This window comes from Anatilimnocola floriformis, assembly GCF_024256385.1.
Taxonomy (GTDB): Bacteria; Planctomycetota; Planctomycetia; order Pirellulales; family Pirellulaceae; genus Anatilimnocola; species Anatilimnocola floriformis.
Genome location: NZ_JAMLFW010000001.1, coordinates 2987400 through 3003351 on the forward strand (window position 1 = coordinate 2987400; position 15952 = coordinate 3003351).

Genomic DNA, 15952 nt, shown 5'->3' on the forward strand with positions numbered 1-15952 from the left:
CTGCTCGCAGTTATAAATACATTCACCTCAAAGTCACTCACGGCTGGAGTTTCTCATGCGTCGTACCTTCTCACTCAGCATCTTCTTCTTGCTGCTCGCTAGTGGTCTGGCCGGTGCTCAAACGCAGGAAGACTGGGATGAACGAGCGCTGTTGTCGCGGCAGTACATTCAGCTGTCGCGCTCGGGCCGCATTGACGACTCGCTAACGATTGCCAATCGCCATGCCGAGTTGGTTGAAAGTCGTTTTGCGAAACGCGATCACTTTCTCGCCTCGATGTATGTCGGCGAAGCGCTGATCAACTCGGGCAAATACAAAGAATCGATGGTGAAGTGGCAGCAGACGATTGAACGGCTCAAAGATTTCACGCCGCGGACGGAACAGGAACGCTATCAACTGCTGCTCACCCACGGCGATGCCTTGCGGAGCATCGGTCTCTGTTACGCGAATTTGGGAGACGCCGCCGAAGCCCTGAAGTACTACGAAGCCACGGCCGACTGGTGGGCGAAGGCCAAGCACGCCGATGTCACGCGGCTCGTCGTCATTCCCGATGGTCCGCTCGCGCTCCTCCCCTTCGAAACTCTTGTGGTGAAGAACGAAGGTGAGCCGGAATACCTGCTCGATGCGGGCCCCGCGATTGCCTACGCCCCTTCGGCGACGATTCTGCTGAACCCGGCCGAACGAAAGGCTTCGACCGCAACGGAGCAAAAGCTTTTTGCGCTCGGCGATCCGAATTATGCAGCGGCGACTGGAGCGGATGCCCTCGATCGCACGCTGGGAATTAGCCGGACCGTCGACCGTTTCCGCTCGGGACTTTCGAAGTTGCCTTCCACGGGCCTCGAAGCCAATTGGATCCAGCAGAACCTCGAAAAGATCGGCTTCACGACCACGAAGGTCCTCGGCGCCGAAGCCACCGAAGCTGCCATCCGTCGCCATGCACCCGGCAAACAGATTATTCACATGGCCTGCCACGGCATGGCCGATCAGAGCTATGGCAACTTCTTTGGATCACTCGCGGTTGCTCCGGGCCGCGCTGGCGACTCGCGAGATGATGGCTTCCTGTCGATGTCGGAAATTTATGAACTAAATCTCGACGGTTGCGAATTGGCAATCCTCAGCGCCTGCGAAACGAACTACGGGCCGCAACAGCAGGGCGAAGGCGTGTGGGCTTTGTCGCGTGGCTTCCTCGTCGCCGGCAGCCGTCGTGTGGTGGCCAGCAACTGGGTTGTCGATGACCTCGCCGGTGCGACGCTCATCTGCTATTTCAGCAACTACCTGGCTCAAGCCGGCAAGGAGCCTATCGATCGCGACTACGCTACCGCTCTGCTGAAAGCTAAGAGGCAAATTCGCAAAGATGCCAACTGGAAGCATCCGTTTTACTGGAGCAGCCTGGTGCTCGTCGGGCCGAAGTAATAAGTGGCCGCGACTAGCGAATGATGATGACTCGCCACTTGCCTGGGCCGTGCACGCCGGTGGTGAGTTGCAGCTCGATATCACCGGTCTTGCTGGGACCGGTGATCAGCGTGATGTTGCTCGTCAGGTTGCTCAGACCGCGTTCGTGCAGCATGTTGAACGCATCGATCAAATCGGGAATGACCTGGCTCCGTTCGACAATCGCCACATGCATCGGCGGCAACAGCGAAGCGACTCGTTCCTGTCCAGGCCGAGCACAAACCAGCAGTGTGCCGGTTTCGGCGATTGCGAAATCAACACTGGTGATGCCGATGTCACAAGCGAGTTGTGTCAATCGGCGAGTAGGCTGATCGACAGCTACAGTTTGTTCGTAGTCTACTTGCGCTATGTTTCGCTCTCGCAGGAACGTCGCCAGCCCGAGGCGATCGAGCAACAGATGTTGCCAGCAGAGTGCCGATTTCGCCTGCATTTCAGCGAGGTACGCGCCGAGCACGTCGCGGGCCTGATCGAGAGAATCAACAAGTGTGGCAACGCCGCCGACCGCATTGATTTCACTGGCCAGGTGTTCGCACAAATCTCCAGCGACGCCGACGTAGCCGATCTCGGGCGCGAGCGTTTGATGTTCGATGCGATAAGCCCGGCCTTGTTCCGTGGCTTGCTTCACGCGGGCGAGGAACGAATCACGACTCATGGCGTCCCTCCTTGTCCCACCAATCGCGAAAACGCTGCGGCGCTGGCGCCGGAAAATCCCGCTTCTGCGTCCAACCATGCAACTTGCCAGGCAGCTTCTTCAGCCAGGGATTCTTGCGATACCACCGGCCGATCGTGCGTGTCGCCAGCCAGGTAGAGAGTCGATACAGCCAGGGCTTTTTCAGCGTCTTGGCCCACATCCCGTACGCAAAGTTCTCCCAGCGGCTCTTCAGCGCCGGTTCGTGATGCAGTTGCTCGCGCAGTTGCACCAGCATTTCCGGAATCTGAATCTTCACCGGACAAGCGGCCTGGCAAGCGCCGCACAAGCTAGAAGCATGCGGCAGGTGCTGATTGGCCACGAGACCGTCGTAGAGCGGAGTCAACACCGCGCCGATCGGGCCTGAGTAAGTGCCGCCGTACGCATGGCCGCCGACACTGCGATAAATCGGACAAGCATTCAAACAAGCGCCGCAGCGAATGCAGAACAGGCTCTCGCGTAGCGGACTGCCGAGGATGCGTGACCGGCCGTTGTCGAGCACGACCAGATGAAACTCTTCCGGGCCGTCAGTCTCACCTTCGCGGCGTGCACCGGTGATGAACGATGTGTAGCACGAGAGCTTTTGCCCGGTCGCGGCCCGTGCGAGAACTTTCAAGAAGTACGGCAGATCGGCGAACCTGGGAATGACTTTTTCCATCCCCATGATGGCGATGTGCATCTTCGGCAGCGCGGTCGTGAGGCGGGCGTTTCCTTCGTTCGAAACCAGCACGATGGTTCCCGTCTCTGCCACAGCGAAGTTCGCGCCGCTAATGCCCACTTCGGCTGCAGCGAACTTCTGCCGCAACTCGGTGCGGGCGAAACCGGCGAGCGTTTCGCGCTCGACAGGCAGTTGCCTGCCGGCGGGAACGCTGAGGATCTCGGCGACTTCTTTCGCCGAAAGATGGAGCGCGGGACCAACAATATGCGACGGACGATGGCCAGCCAGTTGAATGATGTACTCACCGAGGTCGGTCTCGACTGTTTCGATACCAGCCGTTTCGAGTGCGGGATTGAGATGAATTTCTTCGGTGGTCATCGACTTCGATTTCACCACGCGCGTCGCGCCGCGCTGGCGGATCAGATCGATGACGATTTTGCAGGCTGCGTCGCCGTCGTCAGCCCAGTGAACTTGGCCGCCGCGAGCCTCAATGCTCTTCTCCAGCGTGGCCAGATGCTCGTGCAGGTTGGCGAGCGTTTCATCCTTGATTTGTCGCGCTCGCTGCCGGACGAGATCGGAGTTCGGCAGCATCCGCCAGGCCTGCCGGTTTCGTTCACCGAGCGTATCGCCCAGTTGTCCGAGGATGATCTGCAAGCTGGGAGTACGGAGCGCTTTGTCCGACGCGGCGAGAAACTCGTGATGCTTGCTGCGGAGATAATCCGTTTCAGTTTCGCTGGCCGAACTGCTGGTCGTGTTCAAGGTTCATTCCTTGAGAGAGTTCCGTCACCCGTTGAGGGCGAGCAGCAGCATTGTAGCGAGCGGCATGGCGCTAACGAACACCGCTGTCACCGTGATGGCCAGCGGTGGGCGGTCGCGCCGAATACGATGCACCGCAACGGTGAGCGCCAGGCAAAGGAGTCCAGTAACTGCCGAAGTGAGCATCATCGTGCCGGCGAAGAACGACAACAGCCGTGCCGATTGCGGCGCGAGTTGCTCACCGTCTTTCAGCCAATAGAAGACAACCGATAGCAACAGCGCACCCGCCGTTACCAAGATCGTGAGCATCCAACTCACAGTAACGGCAATCGAGGCGCGCGGCTCTTGCTCTCCGAACGATCGCGAGGAAAGGAGCGGCTGGCGCTCGACCATTTTCTTCCGCCGCTGCCCCACGATCGCCAATCCTTTTGAACGGCCTTAGCCGTAATAGTGCACTACGATGTCGCCACAGCGGTCGAAGACCACCTTCAAGCAAAAGCCGCAGGGCCAACTGTACTCGACGACCTGATGGCGAAGAAAGCCCTTGTGGCAGCAAACCGTGGGAGCGCCGGTGCAGCAGGCCGGAATGCAAACGGGCACTTCCACCACGCAGCACGCGCAGGGATCCTTGACCTGCAGGATCATTTCCATCCGCTTGCAGGGATCAAAGCAGCCACAGCCCCGGTGATTTCGGTAGCAAATGTTCCGCGGGCAGCATTTCACTGGTTCGCAAGTCGCCACTTTTACCGCAGGTGCGGCGGGCGCTGCAGCAGGAGCCGGCTGAACTGCAGTTGCGGCTTCGGCTGAAACAATTGCCGACAAAACCAAAAGGGCCGGCATCATCATTCGCATCAGACTCATGTTGAAACTCCTGGTCACTACAAACAGCACAATCTGCACAAACTTTGCCGCCTCAACTGACCTAACGATAGTTCGCAGAGTGCCCATCGGCTAGGGGGAGTGTGAGCAGAGCGGAGCCTGGAAACAGCAGCATAGGCGCTGTCACGACGTCTCTTCCCCAGCCCCTAGCTCCTAGTTCCTCGTCCCCGATTTGCCTCCTCCCGTTTCTCGACCTAGGTTTCAGGTGCGGCACACACCGCTCTTATCTGTTTGATCTATTCCAAATCCCGACCAGCATAGGCCTCACGTGGCGAATATCCATTCTCTGCCCGTTGCCAGCGAACCGCTTCGCGCGGTGGCTTCCCAGCTGCGGGAGGAGTTCACTTCGTTCGACCGCCTGATGAACGACGTCTTCGCTGACGTCGAGCAACTCCGCGATCAACTGCAGTTGAAGATCGCCGAGGTCGACGATGCTCGGCAGCGGCTCGCCGAGCGAGGCCGGCAACTCGCCGATCAACGCAAGGAAAGTGGCCGGCTATCGCATCAGCTCGAACATCAGGAAGCTCGCCTCGACGCTGCCGTCGAAGAACTCCGCCAGTTGCGACAACAAAGCGAACAAGAACGGCTTACGGCGAAAGATCGCGAAGACCGGCTGCAGGCCCTGTGCAACGAGCAGCTCGTCAATCTGAACGGCGAACGCGATCGCTTGATTGCTCGCCTGAATGAATTGGAAAGCCGGCCCGTCGTTCAGCAGTTCGAGGCAGGGCCGCCGCAGAGTGTATCACTGTCGGATGATTCACTCCTGACGGTTCTCTCGCAAATCGAAGCCGTCCGGCAGGACGTACTTTCAACGCGCACCGAAATCACCGATGCCGTCGGCCGCGTCTCGGTTCCCGTCGAAGCCGTCGCCTCGCCCGCTTCCACTGCCCAGTTGACAGATGTGCTCGCGCAACTCGAACTGCTCCGCCAGGAGCAGCGGACGCTGGAAAAGTCGCACAGCGAAGTTCTTCGCGAACGCGATCGGCTGGAAGGCGAGCTAGAACTCGTCCGCACTCGTGCTTGCGAACTGCAGGAAGTTGTCGCCGAACAACAAGATCAACTCGCGCAGCAGCACGACGATGTCTCCGACGAACTCCGTCAGCTGAAGAGCGTGATCGAGAGTCAGCTCTCTTCGATCCAGCGTAAGAGTCAACCCTTCGAACGTTTTGCGGCGGCGCCTCAGCAACAGCCGCAACCCACGGCTGCGGCGAACGTGACCCAACCGAATGTCGAACCAGCGGAAGCCCCTCCTGCCGATCCTGTCGTGAATTCTGTGATGGCCCAGTTCGCTCGGCTGCAAAAGGATGTCGCCAGCCGGCGGAAGAAGAAGTAGTCCCTGGTATTTCTGGTGCGTAGGCGCGGAGTTGCCAATGAATTCGGTGATGAACACAACCTGGCTGACGAGTTTTCCGACGTGGGCGTGGGACCAAGTCTCGCGCTTCCGCGCGAAAGATCCGCCGGCGCAACAGCCGTTGTCGATCGAGAGCATCATTGCCTCGGCTGAACAATCGGGTGAGCCAGAGACGGATCTCGTGCTGCAGATGATTTCGCAGGGTCGCTATTCGCTGCTGCTGCGGCCACAAATTGCCACGAACTTGCGGACCGATCAATTGCACTCGGCCGAGGAAGCACTCGACGCGACCATGTCTTGCGTTCCCGCCGGTCCCGTCATCATGCGGCCACGGCGGTTTGAGGATCTGGATGAACTCGAGCTCGCGCGGAGCGAACGAATCGTCGACGTCGACGGCTACTTTCTCGATCGCTATCCCGTGACGAACGAGCAGTACTTGAAGTTTGTGCAGGATGGCGGCTACGAACAGATGAATTTGTGGGACGCCACCATCTGGCCCGCCGTACTGGGGTTTACCGACAGCTCTGGTTTATCTGGCCCCCGCTATTGGAAGCATGGCAGACCGACTGATCCAAAGCTGCCGCATCCGGTGGTCGGCATCTGTTGGTATGAAGCAGCCGCATACGCACGCTGGGCCGGCAAACGCCTGGCATCCGATCCCGAATGGGTGAAGGCTGGGGCTTGGCCAATCGTCGCCGACAATGCGTCTCCGCAGCAACGGCGCTATCCCTGGGGCGATGCTCTCGATCGCAAGCTGGCTCACGTGTGGGGCAGCGGCGCTGACGATACGACTAGCACGCGCGCTCATGCGGGTGGCGCGAGTGTTGGCGGTGTGAACGATCTGTGTGGCAACGTCTGGGAATGGACGAGCACCAGCTTCGGCGTGTGGGATCTCGCCAATCTCAAGATCGAAACGGCGACACCGATGCGGAGTATTCGCGGCGGCGCTTTCGACACCTACTTTGATTCGCAATGTCACCTTCACTTTCAGAGCGGTGAAAGCCCGCTCGCCCGCAAGCACAACATTGGCTTTCGCTGCGCCGTCGGCTTCTGCGACGTCGCCAGCTATCAGACGCCCGAACAGGAGGCCGCCGCATGAGAGCGACCGGACAACTCGAACTCGATTCCTACCGCCTGGCCCAATACACCGTTTCGTGCCCCTGCTACATCTGCGGCGGTGGCAACAACTTCGACGCCGATCTCTGCCGCCATTGCTACGCGCCGATGGCGCTTGTGCATCAGGCCAACTCGCAGAAGATCCATCCGCGCATGGTTGCCGCCATCGGTTCGTCGGGCGCAGGCAAAACGGTGTATCTTGGCATGCTCGCCGACATGCTTTCCAAAGGCCGCGATGATCTGCAGCTGCTCGCCCGCGGTGCATTCTCGATCGGCTTGCAAGAGCGGACGATGGCTGCGCTCGCGCGCTGCGAGTTCCCCGCGAAAACTCCTACCGAACCCGATCGCTGGAATTGGGTCCATTGCCAGATCCTCCGCAAAAAGTTGAAGCCGGTCGAACTCATCCTGCCGGATCTCGCCGGCGAAGCGCTGCTGGAAGAAATCGATCACCCGAACACTTTCCCAGTGATTCGCGCCTTCCTCGGCAAGTGCTCGGGCGTGCTCGTGCTCATCGATGCACTCCGCTGTCAGGCCGGCGAAGCCGATGAAGATTTTCGCGCGATGAAGCTGCTGAGTTATCTGTGCGAGCTACAGGCAGACAAGAAGACCGGCTGGGCGAGCAAAGCTGTGGCGCTCGTCTTCACCAAAGCCGATCAATGCGACAACTGCTTTGACGACCCCGCGCAGTTTGCGCGGCGGCACACGCCTGGCCTCTACCTGCAATGCCGCGAACGGCTGAAGAAGCATGCTTTCTTTGCCGCCGGCGTGGCCGGGGCGTGCGGCTATCGCCTGGAAGGGCGTGGCCGCATTCATGTGCCGCTGCGCATCGAACCGCGCGGCGTCGTCGAGCCGTTTCATTGGTTGCTCGACGAAGTGGTGAAATGAAAGTCGGCTTTCACCCCGTGAAAGCGCGCGTCTTCTGACGGAATGAACTCATGCCAAACCGAGTCGAACAAGCAATCTTCACCAGCATCCGCGGCAAGCGGATGGCCGGCTATCAACTGACCTCGCGCAGCGGCGGCATTGATGACGATGTTGCCCAACAGCTCAGCAACTGGGGCCCGGCCCACGACAGCCTGGAATCTCGTCTCGGCCGAAACAGTGTGAACGTCTTTCCCATCGACGAGCAGCAGCTCTGCATCAGCTATACGCAACTCGCCGGTGCGGAATACAGCGGCCGCGCGGGAGGGCGAGTTTACACGCACTGCTTCGTCATCGATCGCGATGCCCTGGCGCCGTTTCAGTTCAATCCGTTTCCAGTGCTCCGCGCCTTTCGCAGCGCCGGCCGAACGCAGCCGCGGCGCGATCCACCGCCGACGCTCGACTCGTTTGAACTCGTCGGCCGCTCGTCGAACGGTGCCTCAAACACGCGCGTTGCTGTCCACACGCTGCTGGCCGAAGACATCTGCGAGAAACTGATGTGGGCTCTCGCGGCTGGTCAGCCGGTTTATTTGGCCGGCGACGCCGCACTCGATACGGCCGTGGAAGCAGTATTGCAATTGCTCGACGACGATCGGGCCGAAGTTTCGTTCACGACCGGACTACGGATTTCGCCGCGGCGATCGTTTCAATTGCAAGCCGTTCCCAACGACGCGGTGCTTTTGCGACAACTCCAGCGCAACGAGCATGCGGTGGTCGTGCAGCTTCCCGTTCAGACCAGCTCGCCGACGCGCGATACCAACACGATCAGCGGAACCAGACTCTTTTAGTGCGTCTTCGCCGTCTCGCGGCTTGTTGCGTGCTCCGCATCCGTCGGAACAGTCTTGCGTACGACCAGTTTCTCCGCGAACAAGACTTTCTCACCCTCGAGGCCCGTGTAAAGTAGCCCCTCGGCATGCGCCACGTCACCGGGAGCGACCAGATCGAGAGTCTTACCTTGTACGGAAACGCGCGCCTGCTCGGGGAGCAAGAATGTCAACTGGCGCATCTTGCCGGTTCCGACGTTGACGACAAATTGCAGGTGCTGATGCCGGATGACTTTGCCGAGAATCGTTTGATCGCGCTCAGGTTCGACGGCGATCGGCTCGAGGTCGGGAGTCAGAGAAATGATTTCGAGCGATTCGATGGGCTTGGCCCCCTTCGCTGATTCGTCGACCGCGCCTTGAAAGCGTGCGATCATCCCAGGGACGACTTGCTGCACGAGCATTTCGCCTAAGACCTCAACTTGGGAGACTCCCTTGGGATGAATCACCAGATTGAGCTTGGCTCCCTGAGTGCTCACCGCGCCGAGCGATCCAGGCGCGACTTGCACTATCTGCGAATCAAGCGTCACGCGCGGCAGAGCATTGGTATCGACTTGGTTGGCGGCCAACTTGCCGGTCACTCGTTTGCCAGTGCCCACGCAACTGCCAGCTTGAAAGAAGCCTTGATACTTCTGCTCCATCTTGGCCGAGCGAAAATAGGGCGGCCAATTGATCTTGCCATCTTTGCCGATGGGTGGATCTTCCTGCACGGGTGCATAAGGATTGTATGGGGCCGTTTGTGCCTGCAAGACTTGAGTGAATGCGTGCAGACAGAACACGATTAGCAAAGTGCGCAACATGGCGTGGCTCACGAGGCAGGTCGTTGGCGCTGCGATGGTTTTGGTGGGAATGAACCGAGCGTCAGTGGGAGACGCGTCACCATCAATCAGCGAATCTGGAATACGCTGAAATAAAATATGCTTAGCTGTTCGCGAATTTTCCAGTGGGAAAATAGCGCAGAGTGCGTATCTAAATAAGATGTAATTTGCTGCTAGATAACGGAAACTTAAGCCATCCGCCGCAGCGTCTCATCAAGGGCTTCATCGAGCGTGGTTAGATTCTTCAGGTCCTCGATCAAGCGAGGATGCACAAAGATCCGCACCCGCTTCACATAGTCGTCGAACTGACTCTGAGCGAGCGTCTTCACGACTGGCGAAACTTCACCGAGCGTGCGATAGGTCTTCTCTTTCGCAAAATGGATTTCTACGTTGAATTCGACTTCGCGTTTGACCGGCGGCGCGTCAAAGAGAATCTCGTGCGGCGCGATTCGCCGGGAAATGTGCGTACTCAAAATCTCGGCCAACTGGTCGCTGCACGCCGCCAGCCAAATGTATGGCCGTCGCGCAAACTGCTCATAGTATGGCCGCTTTTGAAAGAAGCTGAACTCCGCAATCCGCTTATAAAGTCGCCGTGTCTGGCCGAACAAACCGCCGAACAAATCGGCTGCTGGATGCCGTTCCGATGCCGTCAGCACATGCTGAATCCAAGCCTGTTCCGACAGGCGAAATAGCGAGTCGAGATCGAGCTCACCATGCAGCAGATAAAAACCACGCTGTAACATCGCCGTCGCCGCGCGCACCGCGTGATGCCAATAGACCTCGCTGAACATCACGTACCGCGCGAAGACCATCATCTCGGCGGCGGTCTTCCCTTTGTCGGTGAGCGCGAGACCGTCGCCAGCCTGATTCAGACACAAGCTGCCGATCAATCGCTGCGAATCGAAGTTGCGGCCGTAAGGAACGCCGGCGTGCAAACTATCGCGCGGCAGGTAATCCATCTTGTCGATGTCGATCGGTCCCGACATCAGGCTCTTCAAAATCCGTTGTCGCGTATCGCGAGGTTTTTCCGAAAGGATCGCCGTTACATCACGCGGCTGAATGTGCCAGTCGTCGCGCAAGCAATCGGCGATTTCCCCTTCCAACAAAAAGCTATTCGCAAACATCTCGTGCGACGGCACGCTCGGCAGCCGCATGTCTTCGATCGGATGACAGAAGGGCCAATGCCCGAGATCATGCAACAGCGCGGCAACGATCAGCAGCTCACCATCCTCGGCTTTGATCGCGCCGCGAAACCGATCGTCGCCGGAGAGCTGCCGCAGATACAGCAGAGAATTGCGATACACCCCCAGCGAATGCTCGAACCGCGTGTGATGGGCGGCCGGATAAACGAGCGACACCAAACCCAACTGACTGATCTTCGTCAGACGATGAAATTCCGCCGTATCGATCAGCTGCCGCACGCGCGGCGTGATCGGCACATCCATCTCATGCGGAATGCGAATGAGGCCGGCGCCTTTTACGCCGCTGCGGGAATCGAGGCCGCGAATCTCTGGGATGTCTTCGAGGCTCTGCATGTCGTCGATCCGGTGAGGCGTGGAAAGTTGATTGGCGGAATAAAAATAGATCGGCTACGATTTGCGATCCAGCATAGCACGGCATCCCCTCCCTATAGAACGACGAGTTATCGTAAGAGCCCCTCATGAGATTGGACGATGTGCGTTTCCGACAGACTTGGCTAGACTTCCTTCGCCACCCAGCCTCGCAAGAAGTACGCAATGAACTCGGCTTGTCGTTTGGAATGCGCTGCCTGACGTGGATTGTATTGATGATTGCCGCGCCGTTCCTGATCATCACAATTCGCGGAGCTCGCGAGGGTTTCCGAGCGTTATGGTCGGTCATTTCATTCGAGCCATTTCGAGACAACAGCGACAGCATCGAGCACAATCCTGACGCGTTTCAGCCTGTCATCGCGCACGGAATTATTATCGGGCCCGATCGAAAGCATGGTTTGGCGCTCAGCACTATGAAACCGTCGAGCGAGTATTCGCTAGATCGAGTTGCGCTGATTGCCACACAATTGGGAAAGCTCTATTCACAGGGGAGCAATGACCCGCGTGATGCGGAGATCTACGCACTTCTCCGTGACGATAACTACCGGCCTTACCGTCGTCGCAAGATTCCCGCTTCTCATGATGCAGGCATGGAGTTGCTGCTGCTCGATGTTGAAATCGATCTCGCACAATGTCGCCAATCGTTGCTCGGCACGATGCTGTTTGCGATGGCGTTAAAGAAAGGTGACGGCGGAGCGACAATGCAGCTGCCGTGGGCAGTTGCTGAGTCGGCCGTCACGTTGTGAGCGAAGTAAGTGGCTTAATCCTCGCCGTCGCTTGAATGCCGCGATGGTCCTTCGTCCTCATCCTCTTCCGAGCGTTCCGCTGGCACGCTGTAGCGTTCGCCGAGCCAGCGACCGAGGTCCACTTGTTTACAACGCTTCGAACAGAACGGCATCGCGTCGGATGTCGCTGGATCAAAGTACCGCTCACAAATGGAACAACGCAGTGTGCTCATGCCGCCGGCAACTAGTCTTTCTTCTTGGCTGGCTTGCTGGAACTCGATTCTGACTTGGCGGGAGCAGCGGGCTTCGATTCGCTCTTCGTTTCACTCTTGCTGGCCGAGCTATCGCTGGAAGAACTCGCCGACTCGCTCGACTTATCGGCCGACGCAGCCTTGTTGTAAGAGTCGCCGCGATAATCGGTAGTGTAAAAGCCCGAGCCTTTGAAGATGACCGCAGCGCCGGCGCCGAAGAGCCGGCGGAACTTCTTCTTTTTGCACTTCGGGCATTTTTCCAGAACCGGCTCGCTGATGTTCTGGAAAATTTCCTGCTTATGGCCGCAGGCGTCGCATTCGTAATCGTAAGTGGGCATGGCTTGTAGGATAGGCTTCTAGCCTGTCCTTCTCTTTTCAAATTTCAATTCGCACAGGCTGTGCAGCCAATGCTACGGGGAACCTGTCGAGACAAAAACTTGCGAAGGCCGCACGACGCGGTCATACAACTTGTAACCCACCTGCGCCTCGCGGCTGACAACGCCGGCCGCATGCTCGGTGCTGGCCTCTTGAGCGATGGCCTGGTGGAAATTGGGATCGAACTGGCTACCGACACCCGGAATGCGAACGCAGTTGTGCTGCGCGAGAACCGTTTGCAGTTGAGCAGAAACCAGCTTCACGCCGTCGCGAAGCGAGTTGACATCGCCAGCGGCCGAAGCTTCGATGGCGCGTTCCAGGTTATCGACAACCGCGAGCAAGTCGCGCGCGAACGGCTGGATCGCGTAGCGGCGTTCTTCTTCCATTTCGCGCTGCTTGCGCTTACGGAAATTTTCGAACTCCGCCGTTTGCCGCAGCGATTCGTCCTGGGCCTTCTTCAACTCGGCTTCGAGTTGATCGATCTTCGCCTCCGGCGCAGACGTGAAGAGAGGATTCGTGGCGTTTTCTGCCGCGGATTGTTCAGCCGGATTTTTTTCAGCTTCTGCCGTCATGGTCATTCCTCAGTCTTTTTGCCCGAAGCTTTGCCGGGAGTACCCGGGGCATCCGAGGGACTGAAATACTCCTTGATCGTTTCGAAAAATGTCTTGCGATGAGGCGTTACGTTAGCGTGTTCGAGTTCAGCGAGTTCGCTCAGCAGTTCGCGCTGCTTGGGCGTGAGTTTCTTCGGCACTTCGATAAAAGTCTGCACGTGCAAGTCGCCCTTGCCGCCGCGACCGTGTGGATCGGCCAGGCCTTTGCCGCGGAGGCGGAAGACTTCGCCCGATTCCGTGCCGTGCGGAATCTTTAGTTCATGCGGACCATCGAGCGTGGGCACTTCAAGCGTGCAACCCAGTGCTGCCTGGCTGTAAGTGATCGGCATGCGGAGGATCAAATGTTGGCCGTCGCGCTGGAACAGGCGATGGTTGCGGACGCTGACGAAGCAATACAAATCGCCGGGCGGGCCGCCATCGGGACTCGGTTCTCCTTCGCCGGCGATGCGCACTCGCATGCCATCGTCGATGCCAGCAGGAATCGCGACCGGCTTCGAGACTTTCTCTTGCACAACACCATTGCCGCGGCAGTCGGAGCAGGGATCGGTGATCGTGGCGCCAGCGCCGCGACATTGTGGACACGTCGTCTGCACGCGGACAAAACCGGCCGATTGCACGACCTGGCCATGTCCCGCGCAGTAGCGGCACATCGTCTTCGAGGAGCCCGGCTTCGCGCCGCTTCCGGCGCACGTCGCGCACTTTTTATTGCGAGGGAACTCGACCGTCTTGGTGACGCCTCGGGCTGCTTCTTCGAGTTCGAGCTTCAAGTCGGCGCGAACGTCCTGTCCCTTGCGAACGCGTCGGCCGCCACCACGACGGCCACCGCCGCCGCCGAAGAGATCGCCGAACATGCTGCCGAATGCTTCCATGATGTCGTCAGCATCTTGGAACTGCGAGCCGTAGCTCTCGCCGGCATTGTGGCCGAAGCGATCGTAGCGGGCCCGCTTCTCGGCATCGGCGAGCACTTCGTACGCTTCAGCCGCTTCCTTGAATTTCTCCATCGCCGATTCATCATCGGGATTGGTGTCGGGGTGATACTTGAGCGCGAGTTTGCGATAAGCGGTCGCGACTTCCTTCTCGCTCGCTTCGCGTTTGATGCTCAAGACTTCGTAATAACAGCGTTTGGCCATCGTCGCCATGGCTTGTTACCAAACCAGTTCAGTTTGCCGGTGAAATGAGACGCACTAGCAATTGTACGTCTCAGTCGTCCGCGGACATTTCTTATCGTTCCAAAAAACGGGCCACCTCTTATCGAAGTGGCCCGCCGTAATTTTAACCCAACGTTTTAAGACGCGTCCTTTCACGGAGTGAAAGGCGACTGTCTTAGGCGACACTTTAGCGAATGGCGCCTTCGACGCTACGCTTGGCCTTGTCGTCCTTGTCGAGCGTGGTGACCAGGGCTTCGGTGGTGAGCAGCAGCGCGGCGATGCTGGCAGCATTGCCGAGAGCGGTGCGAACCACCTTCACTGGATCGATCACGCCAGCCTTGTACATGTCGACATACTCGCCGGTGAGGGCGTTGTAGCCGGTGTTGGCTGGCTTCTCGAGGACTTCGTCGCAAACCACCGAGCCGTCGCGACCGCCGTTGTCGACGATCGTCTTCATCGGGTACGACAGAGCGTTCAGCACGATGGTCGCGCCAACCTTCTCGTCACCCTTGAGCGAATCGGCGAGCTTCTCGACGACGTCGCTGCAGCGGAGCAGAGCCACGCCACCGCCAGGAAGAATGCCTTCTTCGAGAGCCGCACGCGTGGCGTGCAGGGCGTCTTCGACACGGGCCTTCTTTTGCTTCATGTCGGCTTCGGTTTCGGCGCCGACGCTGATCACGGCCACACCACCGGCGAGCTTTGCGAGACGTTCTTGGAACTTCTCCTTGTCGTAGTCGCTTTCGGTTTGGTTCATCTGATTCTTGATCTGCTGAACCCGCTTGTCGATGTCGTTCCGCTTGCCGGCACCTTCGACGATCGTGGTGTTGTTCTTGTCCACCGAGACCTTCTTGGCACGACCGAGGTGCTCGAGCGACAGAGCGTCGAGCTGCAAACCAAGGTCTTCGCTGATCAACGTACCGCCGGTGAGAACCGCGATATCGCCGAGCATGGCCTTGCGACGATCGCCGAAGCCAGGAGCCTTGACCGCGCACACGTTGAGCACACCGCGGAGCTTGTTGACGACGAGCAGCGTGAGCGCTTCGGCGTCGACATCTTCAGCGATGATGAGCAGCGGCTTGGCCGTTTGGCTGACCTTTTCGAGAATCGGCACGAGGTCGCGCAGATTGCTGATCTTCTTTTCGTGGATCAGGATCAGGGCGTCTTCGAGGAAGCAGTCCATCGTCGCATGACGATTGATGAAGTAGGGCGAAACAAAGCCCTTGTCGAACTGCATGCCGTCGACATATTCGACCTTGGTGTCGGTCGTCTTGCCTTCTTCGACCGTGATCACGCCGTCCTTGCCGACGCGATGGAGGGCTTCAGCGAGCAGATCGCCGATGGCCTGATCGTTGTTGGCCGAGATGGCGCCGACGCTGGCGACTTCTTCCTTGCTGGTAACACGCTTGGCGAGCGAGACCAACTTTTCGGTCGCAGCTTCGACGGCTTTGTCGATGCCACGGCGAATGGCGGTGGGATTGCTACCGGCGACCACGCTGCGGAGACCTTCCTTGAAGATCGCGCGGGCGAGCACGGTGGCCGTGGTGGTGCCGTCGCCAGCGAGGTCCGAAGTCTTTTGCGCGACTTCGACCACCAGCTTGGCGCCCATGTTCTCGAAGCGATCTTCGAGTTCAATTTCCTTGGCAACCGTGACACCGTCCTTGGTGACCGTCGGGCCGCCAAAGGACTTGTCGATGATGACGTTCTTGCCGGTCGGACCCATGGTCACGGCGACGGCGTTGGCGAGCTTGTCGACGCCCGCCAGCATCCGGGCGCGAGCGAGATCGTCGAAGAGAAGTTGTTTTGCCACGACTAA

17 protein-coding genes are annotated in these 15952 nt (G+C 58.8%); 6 read left to right on the top strand and 11 right to left on the bottom strand.

Going from position 1 to position 15952, the window contains the following annotated elements:
* Positions 1-55 precede the first annotated feature (55 nt).
* Positions 56-1411, top strand: a complete 1356-nt coding sequence (locus M9Q49_RS11395) for a CHAT domain-containing protein (protein ID WP_254508867.1) — start codon at positions 56-58, stop codon at positions 1409-1411.
* Between the two features lie 13 nt (positions 1412-1424).
* Here the strand turns inward: M9Q49_RS11395 and M9Q49_RS11400 are convergent, their stop codons facing one another.
* From M9Q49_RS11400 to M9Q49_RS11415, 4 genes are all read right to left on the bottom strand, one after another.
* Positions 1425-2102 carry a LutC/YkgG family protein gene (locus M9Q49_RS11400; RefSeq protein WP_254508868.1) on the bottom strand — a complete coding sequence of 226 codons (678 nt, stop codon included), beginning with the start codon at positions 2100-2102 and terminating at the stop codon, positions 1425-1427.
* Entirely contained in the window at positions 2092-3555 is a 1464-nt protein-coding gene (locus tag M9Q49_RS11405; RefSeq protein WP_254508869.1) for a LutB/LldF family L-lactate oxidation iron-sulfur protein, read from the bottom strand. The genes M9Q49_RS11400 and M9Q49_RS11405 overlap by 11 nt, the downstream gene beginning before the upstream one ends.
* A gap of 24 nt (positions 3556-3579) precedes the next feature.
* A complete protein-coding gene (locus tag M9Q49_RS11410; protein ID WP_254508870.1) occupies positions 3580-3861 on the bottom strand; it encodes a hypothetical protein in 282 nt (93 codons plus the stop codon).
* Between the two features lie 129 nt (positions 3862-3990).
* Entirely contained in the window at positions 3991-4413 is a 423-nt protein-coding gene (locus M9Q49_RS11415; protein ID WP_254508871.1) for a hypothetical protein, read from the bottom strand.
* Positions 4414-4699: 286 nt separating this feature from the next.
* On the opposite strand from M9Q49_RS11415, the gene M9Q49_RS11420 reads away from it, so the two are divergent.
* From M9Q49_RS11420 to M9Q49_RS11435, 4 genes are read left to right on the top strand one after another with little or no spacing between them, the layout of a single operon-like run.
* Positions 4700-5764: a hypothetical protein gene (locus M9Q49_RS11420; protein ID WP_254508872.1), complete on the top strand. Its 1065-nt coding sequence runs from the start codon at positions 4700-4702 to the stop codon at positions 5762-5764.
* A gap of 37 nt (positions 5765-5801) precedes the next feature.
* Positions 5802-6881: a formylglycine-generating enzyme family protein gene (locus tag M9Q49_RS11425; protein WP_254508873.1), complete on the top strand. Its 1080-nt coding sequence runs from the start codon at positions 5802-5804 to the stop codon at positions 6879-6881.
* Positions 6878-7783 (top strand): TRAFAC clade GTPase domain-containing protein, encoded by a 906-nt coding sequence (locus tag M9Q49_RS11430; RefSeq protein WP_254508874.1) that lies wholly within the window; start codon positions 6878-6880, stop codon positions 7781-7783. The genes M9Q49_RS11425 and M9Q49_RS11430 overlap by 4 nt, the downstream gene beginning before the upstream one ends.
* A gap of 50 nt (positions 7784-7833) precedes the next feature.
* Positions 7834-8607, top strand: coding sequence for a GAP1-N2 domain-containing protein (locus M9Q49_RS11435; protein ID WP_254508875.1), 774 nt, complete (start codon positions 7834-7836; stop codon positions 8605-8607).
* On the opposite strand, the gene M9Q49_RS11440 is transcribed toward M9Q49_RS11435, so the two are convergent.
* Both M9Q49_RS11440 and M9Q49_RS11445 read right to left on the bottom strand, forming a co-directional pair.
* Positions 8604-9440 carry a hypothetical protein gene (locus M9Q49_RS11440; protein ID WP_254508876.1) on the bottom strand — a complete coding sequence of 279 codons (837 nt, stop codon included), beginning with the start codon at positions 9438-9440 and terminating at the stop codon, positions 8604-8606. The genes M9Q49_RS11435 and M9Q49_RS11440 overlap by 4 nt on opposite strands.
* 206 nt (positions 9441-9646) lie before the next feature.
* Positions 9647-10993 (bottom strand): HD domain-containing protein, encoded by a 1347-nt coding sequence (locus tag M9Q49_RS11445; RefSeq protein ID WP_254508877.1) that lies wholly within the window; start codon positions 10991-10993, stop codon positions 9647-9649.
* 125 nt (positions 10994-11118) lie between these two features.
* On the opposite strand from M9Q49_RS11445, the gene M9Q49_RS11450 reads away from it, so the two are divergent.
* Positions 11119-11775: a hypothetical protein gene (locus M9Q49_RS11450; protein ID WP_254508878.1), complete on the top strand. Its 657-nt coding sequence runs from the start codon at positions 11119-11121 to the stop codon at positions 11773-11775.
* A gap of 14 nt (positions 11776-11789) precedes the next feature.
* On the opposite strand, the gene M9Q49_RS35980 is transcribed toward M9Q49_RS11450, so the two are convergent.
* The 5 genes from M9Q49_RS35980 to groL all read right to left on the bottom strand — a co-directional run bounded on the left by M9Q49_RS35980 (position 11790) and on the right by groL (position 15946).
* Positions 11790-11987: a DNA gyrase inhibitor YacG gene (locus M9Q49_RS35980; RefSeq protein WP_390843828.1), complete on the bottom strand. Its 198-nt coding sequence runs from the start codon at positions 11985-11987 to the stop codon at positions 11790-11792.
* 11 nt (positions 11988-11998) lie between these two features.
* Positions 11999-12343 carry an FmdB family zinc ribbon protein gene (locus M9Q49_RS11455; RefSeq protein ID WP_254508879.1) on the bottom strand — a complete coding sequence of 115 codons (345 nt, stop codon included), beginning with the start codon at positions 12341-12343 and terminating at the stop codon, positions 11999-12001.
* A gap of 72 nt (positions 12344-12415) precedes the next feature.
* Positions 12416-12952: a nucleotide exchange factor GrpE gene (gene grpE / locus M9Q49_RS11460; RefSeq protein WP_254508880.1), complete on the bottom strand. Its 537-nt coding sequence runs from the start codon at positions 12950-12952 to the stop codon at positions 12416-12418.
* A gap of 2 nt (positions 12953-12954) precedes the next feature.
* On the bottom strand, positions 12955-14130 hold the full coding sequence (dnaJ, locus tag M9Q49_RS11465) for a molecular chaperone DnaJ (RefSeq protein WP_254508881.1): 1176 nt from the start codon (positions 14128-14130) through the stop codon (positions 12955-12957).
* A gap of 196 nt (positions 14131-14326) precedes the next feature.
* Positions 14327-15946 (bottom strand): chaperonin GroEL, encoded by a 1620-nt coding sequence (groL, locus tag M9Q49_RS11470; RefSeq protein WP_254508882.1) that lies wholly within the window; start codon positions 15944-15946, stop codon positions 14327-14329.
* Between the last annotated feature and the right edge of the window lie 6 nt (positions 15947-15952).

Excerpts from the sequence above, each read along its gene's own strand:
- M9Q49_RS11435 (WP_254508875.1), top strand. The coding sequence starts at position 7,834 with ATGCCAAACCGAGTCGAACAAGCAATCTTCACCAGCATCCGCGGCAAG.
- grpE (WP_254508880.1), bottom strand. The coding sequence starts at position 12,952 with ATGACGGCAGAAGCTGAAAAAAATCCGGCTGAACAATCCGCGGCAGAA.
- M9Q49_RS11445 (WP_254508877.1), bottom strand. The coding sequence starts at position 10,993 with ATGCAGAGCCTCGAAGACATCCCAGAGATTCGCGGCCTCGATTCCCGC.
- M9Q49_RS11455 (WP_254508879.1), bottom strand. The coding sequence starts at position 12,343 with ATGCCCACTTACGATTACGAATGCGACGCCTGCGGCCATAAGCAGGAA.
- M9Q49_RS11400 (WP_254508868.1), bottom strand. The coding sequence starts at position 2,102 with ATGAGTCGTGATTCGTTCCTCGCCCGCGTGAAGCAAGCCACGGAACAA.
- M9Q49_RS11430 (WP_254508874.1), top strand. The coding sequence starts at position 6,878 with ATGAGAGCGACCGGACAACTCGAACTCGATTCCTACCGCCTGGCCCAA.
- M9Q49_RS11395 (WP_254508867.1), top strand. The coding sequence starts at position 56 with ATGCGTCGTACCTTCTCACTCAGCATCTTCTTCTTGCTGCTCGCTAGT.
- dnaJ (WP_254508881.1), bottom strand. The coding sequence starts at position 14,130 with ATGGCGACGATGGCCAAACGCTGTTATTACGAAGTCTTGAGCATCAAA.
- M9Q49_RS11425 (WP_254508873.1), top strand. The coding sequence starts at position 5,802 with ATGAATTCGGTGATGAACACAACCTGGCTGACGAGTTTTCCGACGTGG.
- M9Q49_RS11440 (WP_254508876.1), bottom strand. The coding sequence starts at position 9,440 with ATGTTGCGCACTTTGCTAATCGTGTTCTGTCTGCACGCATTCACTCAA.
- M9Q49_RS35980 (WP_390843828.1), bottom strand. The coding sequence starts at position 11,987 with ATGAGCACACTGCGTTGTTCCATTTGTGAGCGGTACTTTGATCCAGCG.
- M9Q49_RS11450 (WP_254508878.1), top strand. The coding sequence starts at position 11,119 with ATGAGATTGGACGATGTGCGTTTCCGACAGACTTGGCTAGACTTCCTT.
- M9Q49_RS11410 (WP_254508870.1), bottom strand. The coding sequence starts at position 3,861 with ATGCTCACGATCTTGGTAACGGCGGGTGCGCTGTTGCTATCGGTTGTC.
- M9Q49_RS11415 (WP_254508871.1), bottom strand. The coding sequence starts at position 4,413 with ATGAGTCTGATGCGAATGATGATGCCGGCCCTTTTGGTTTTGTCGGCA.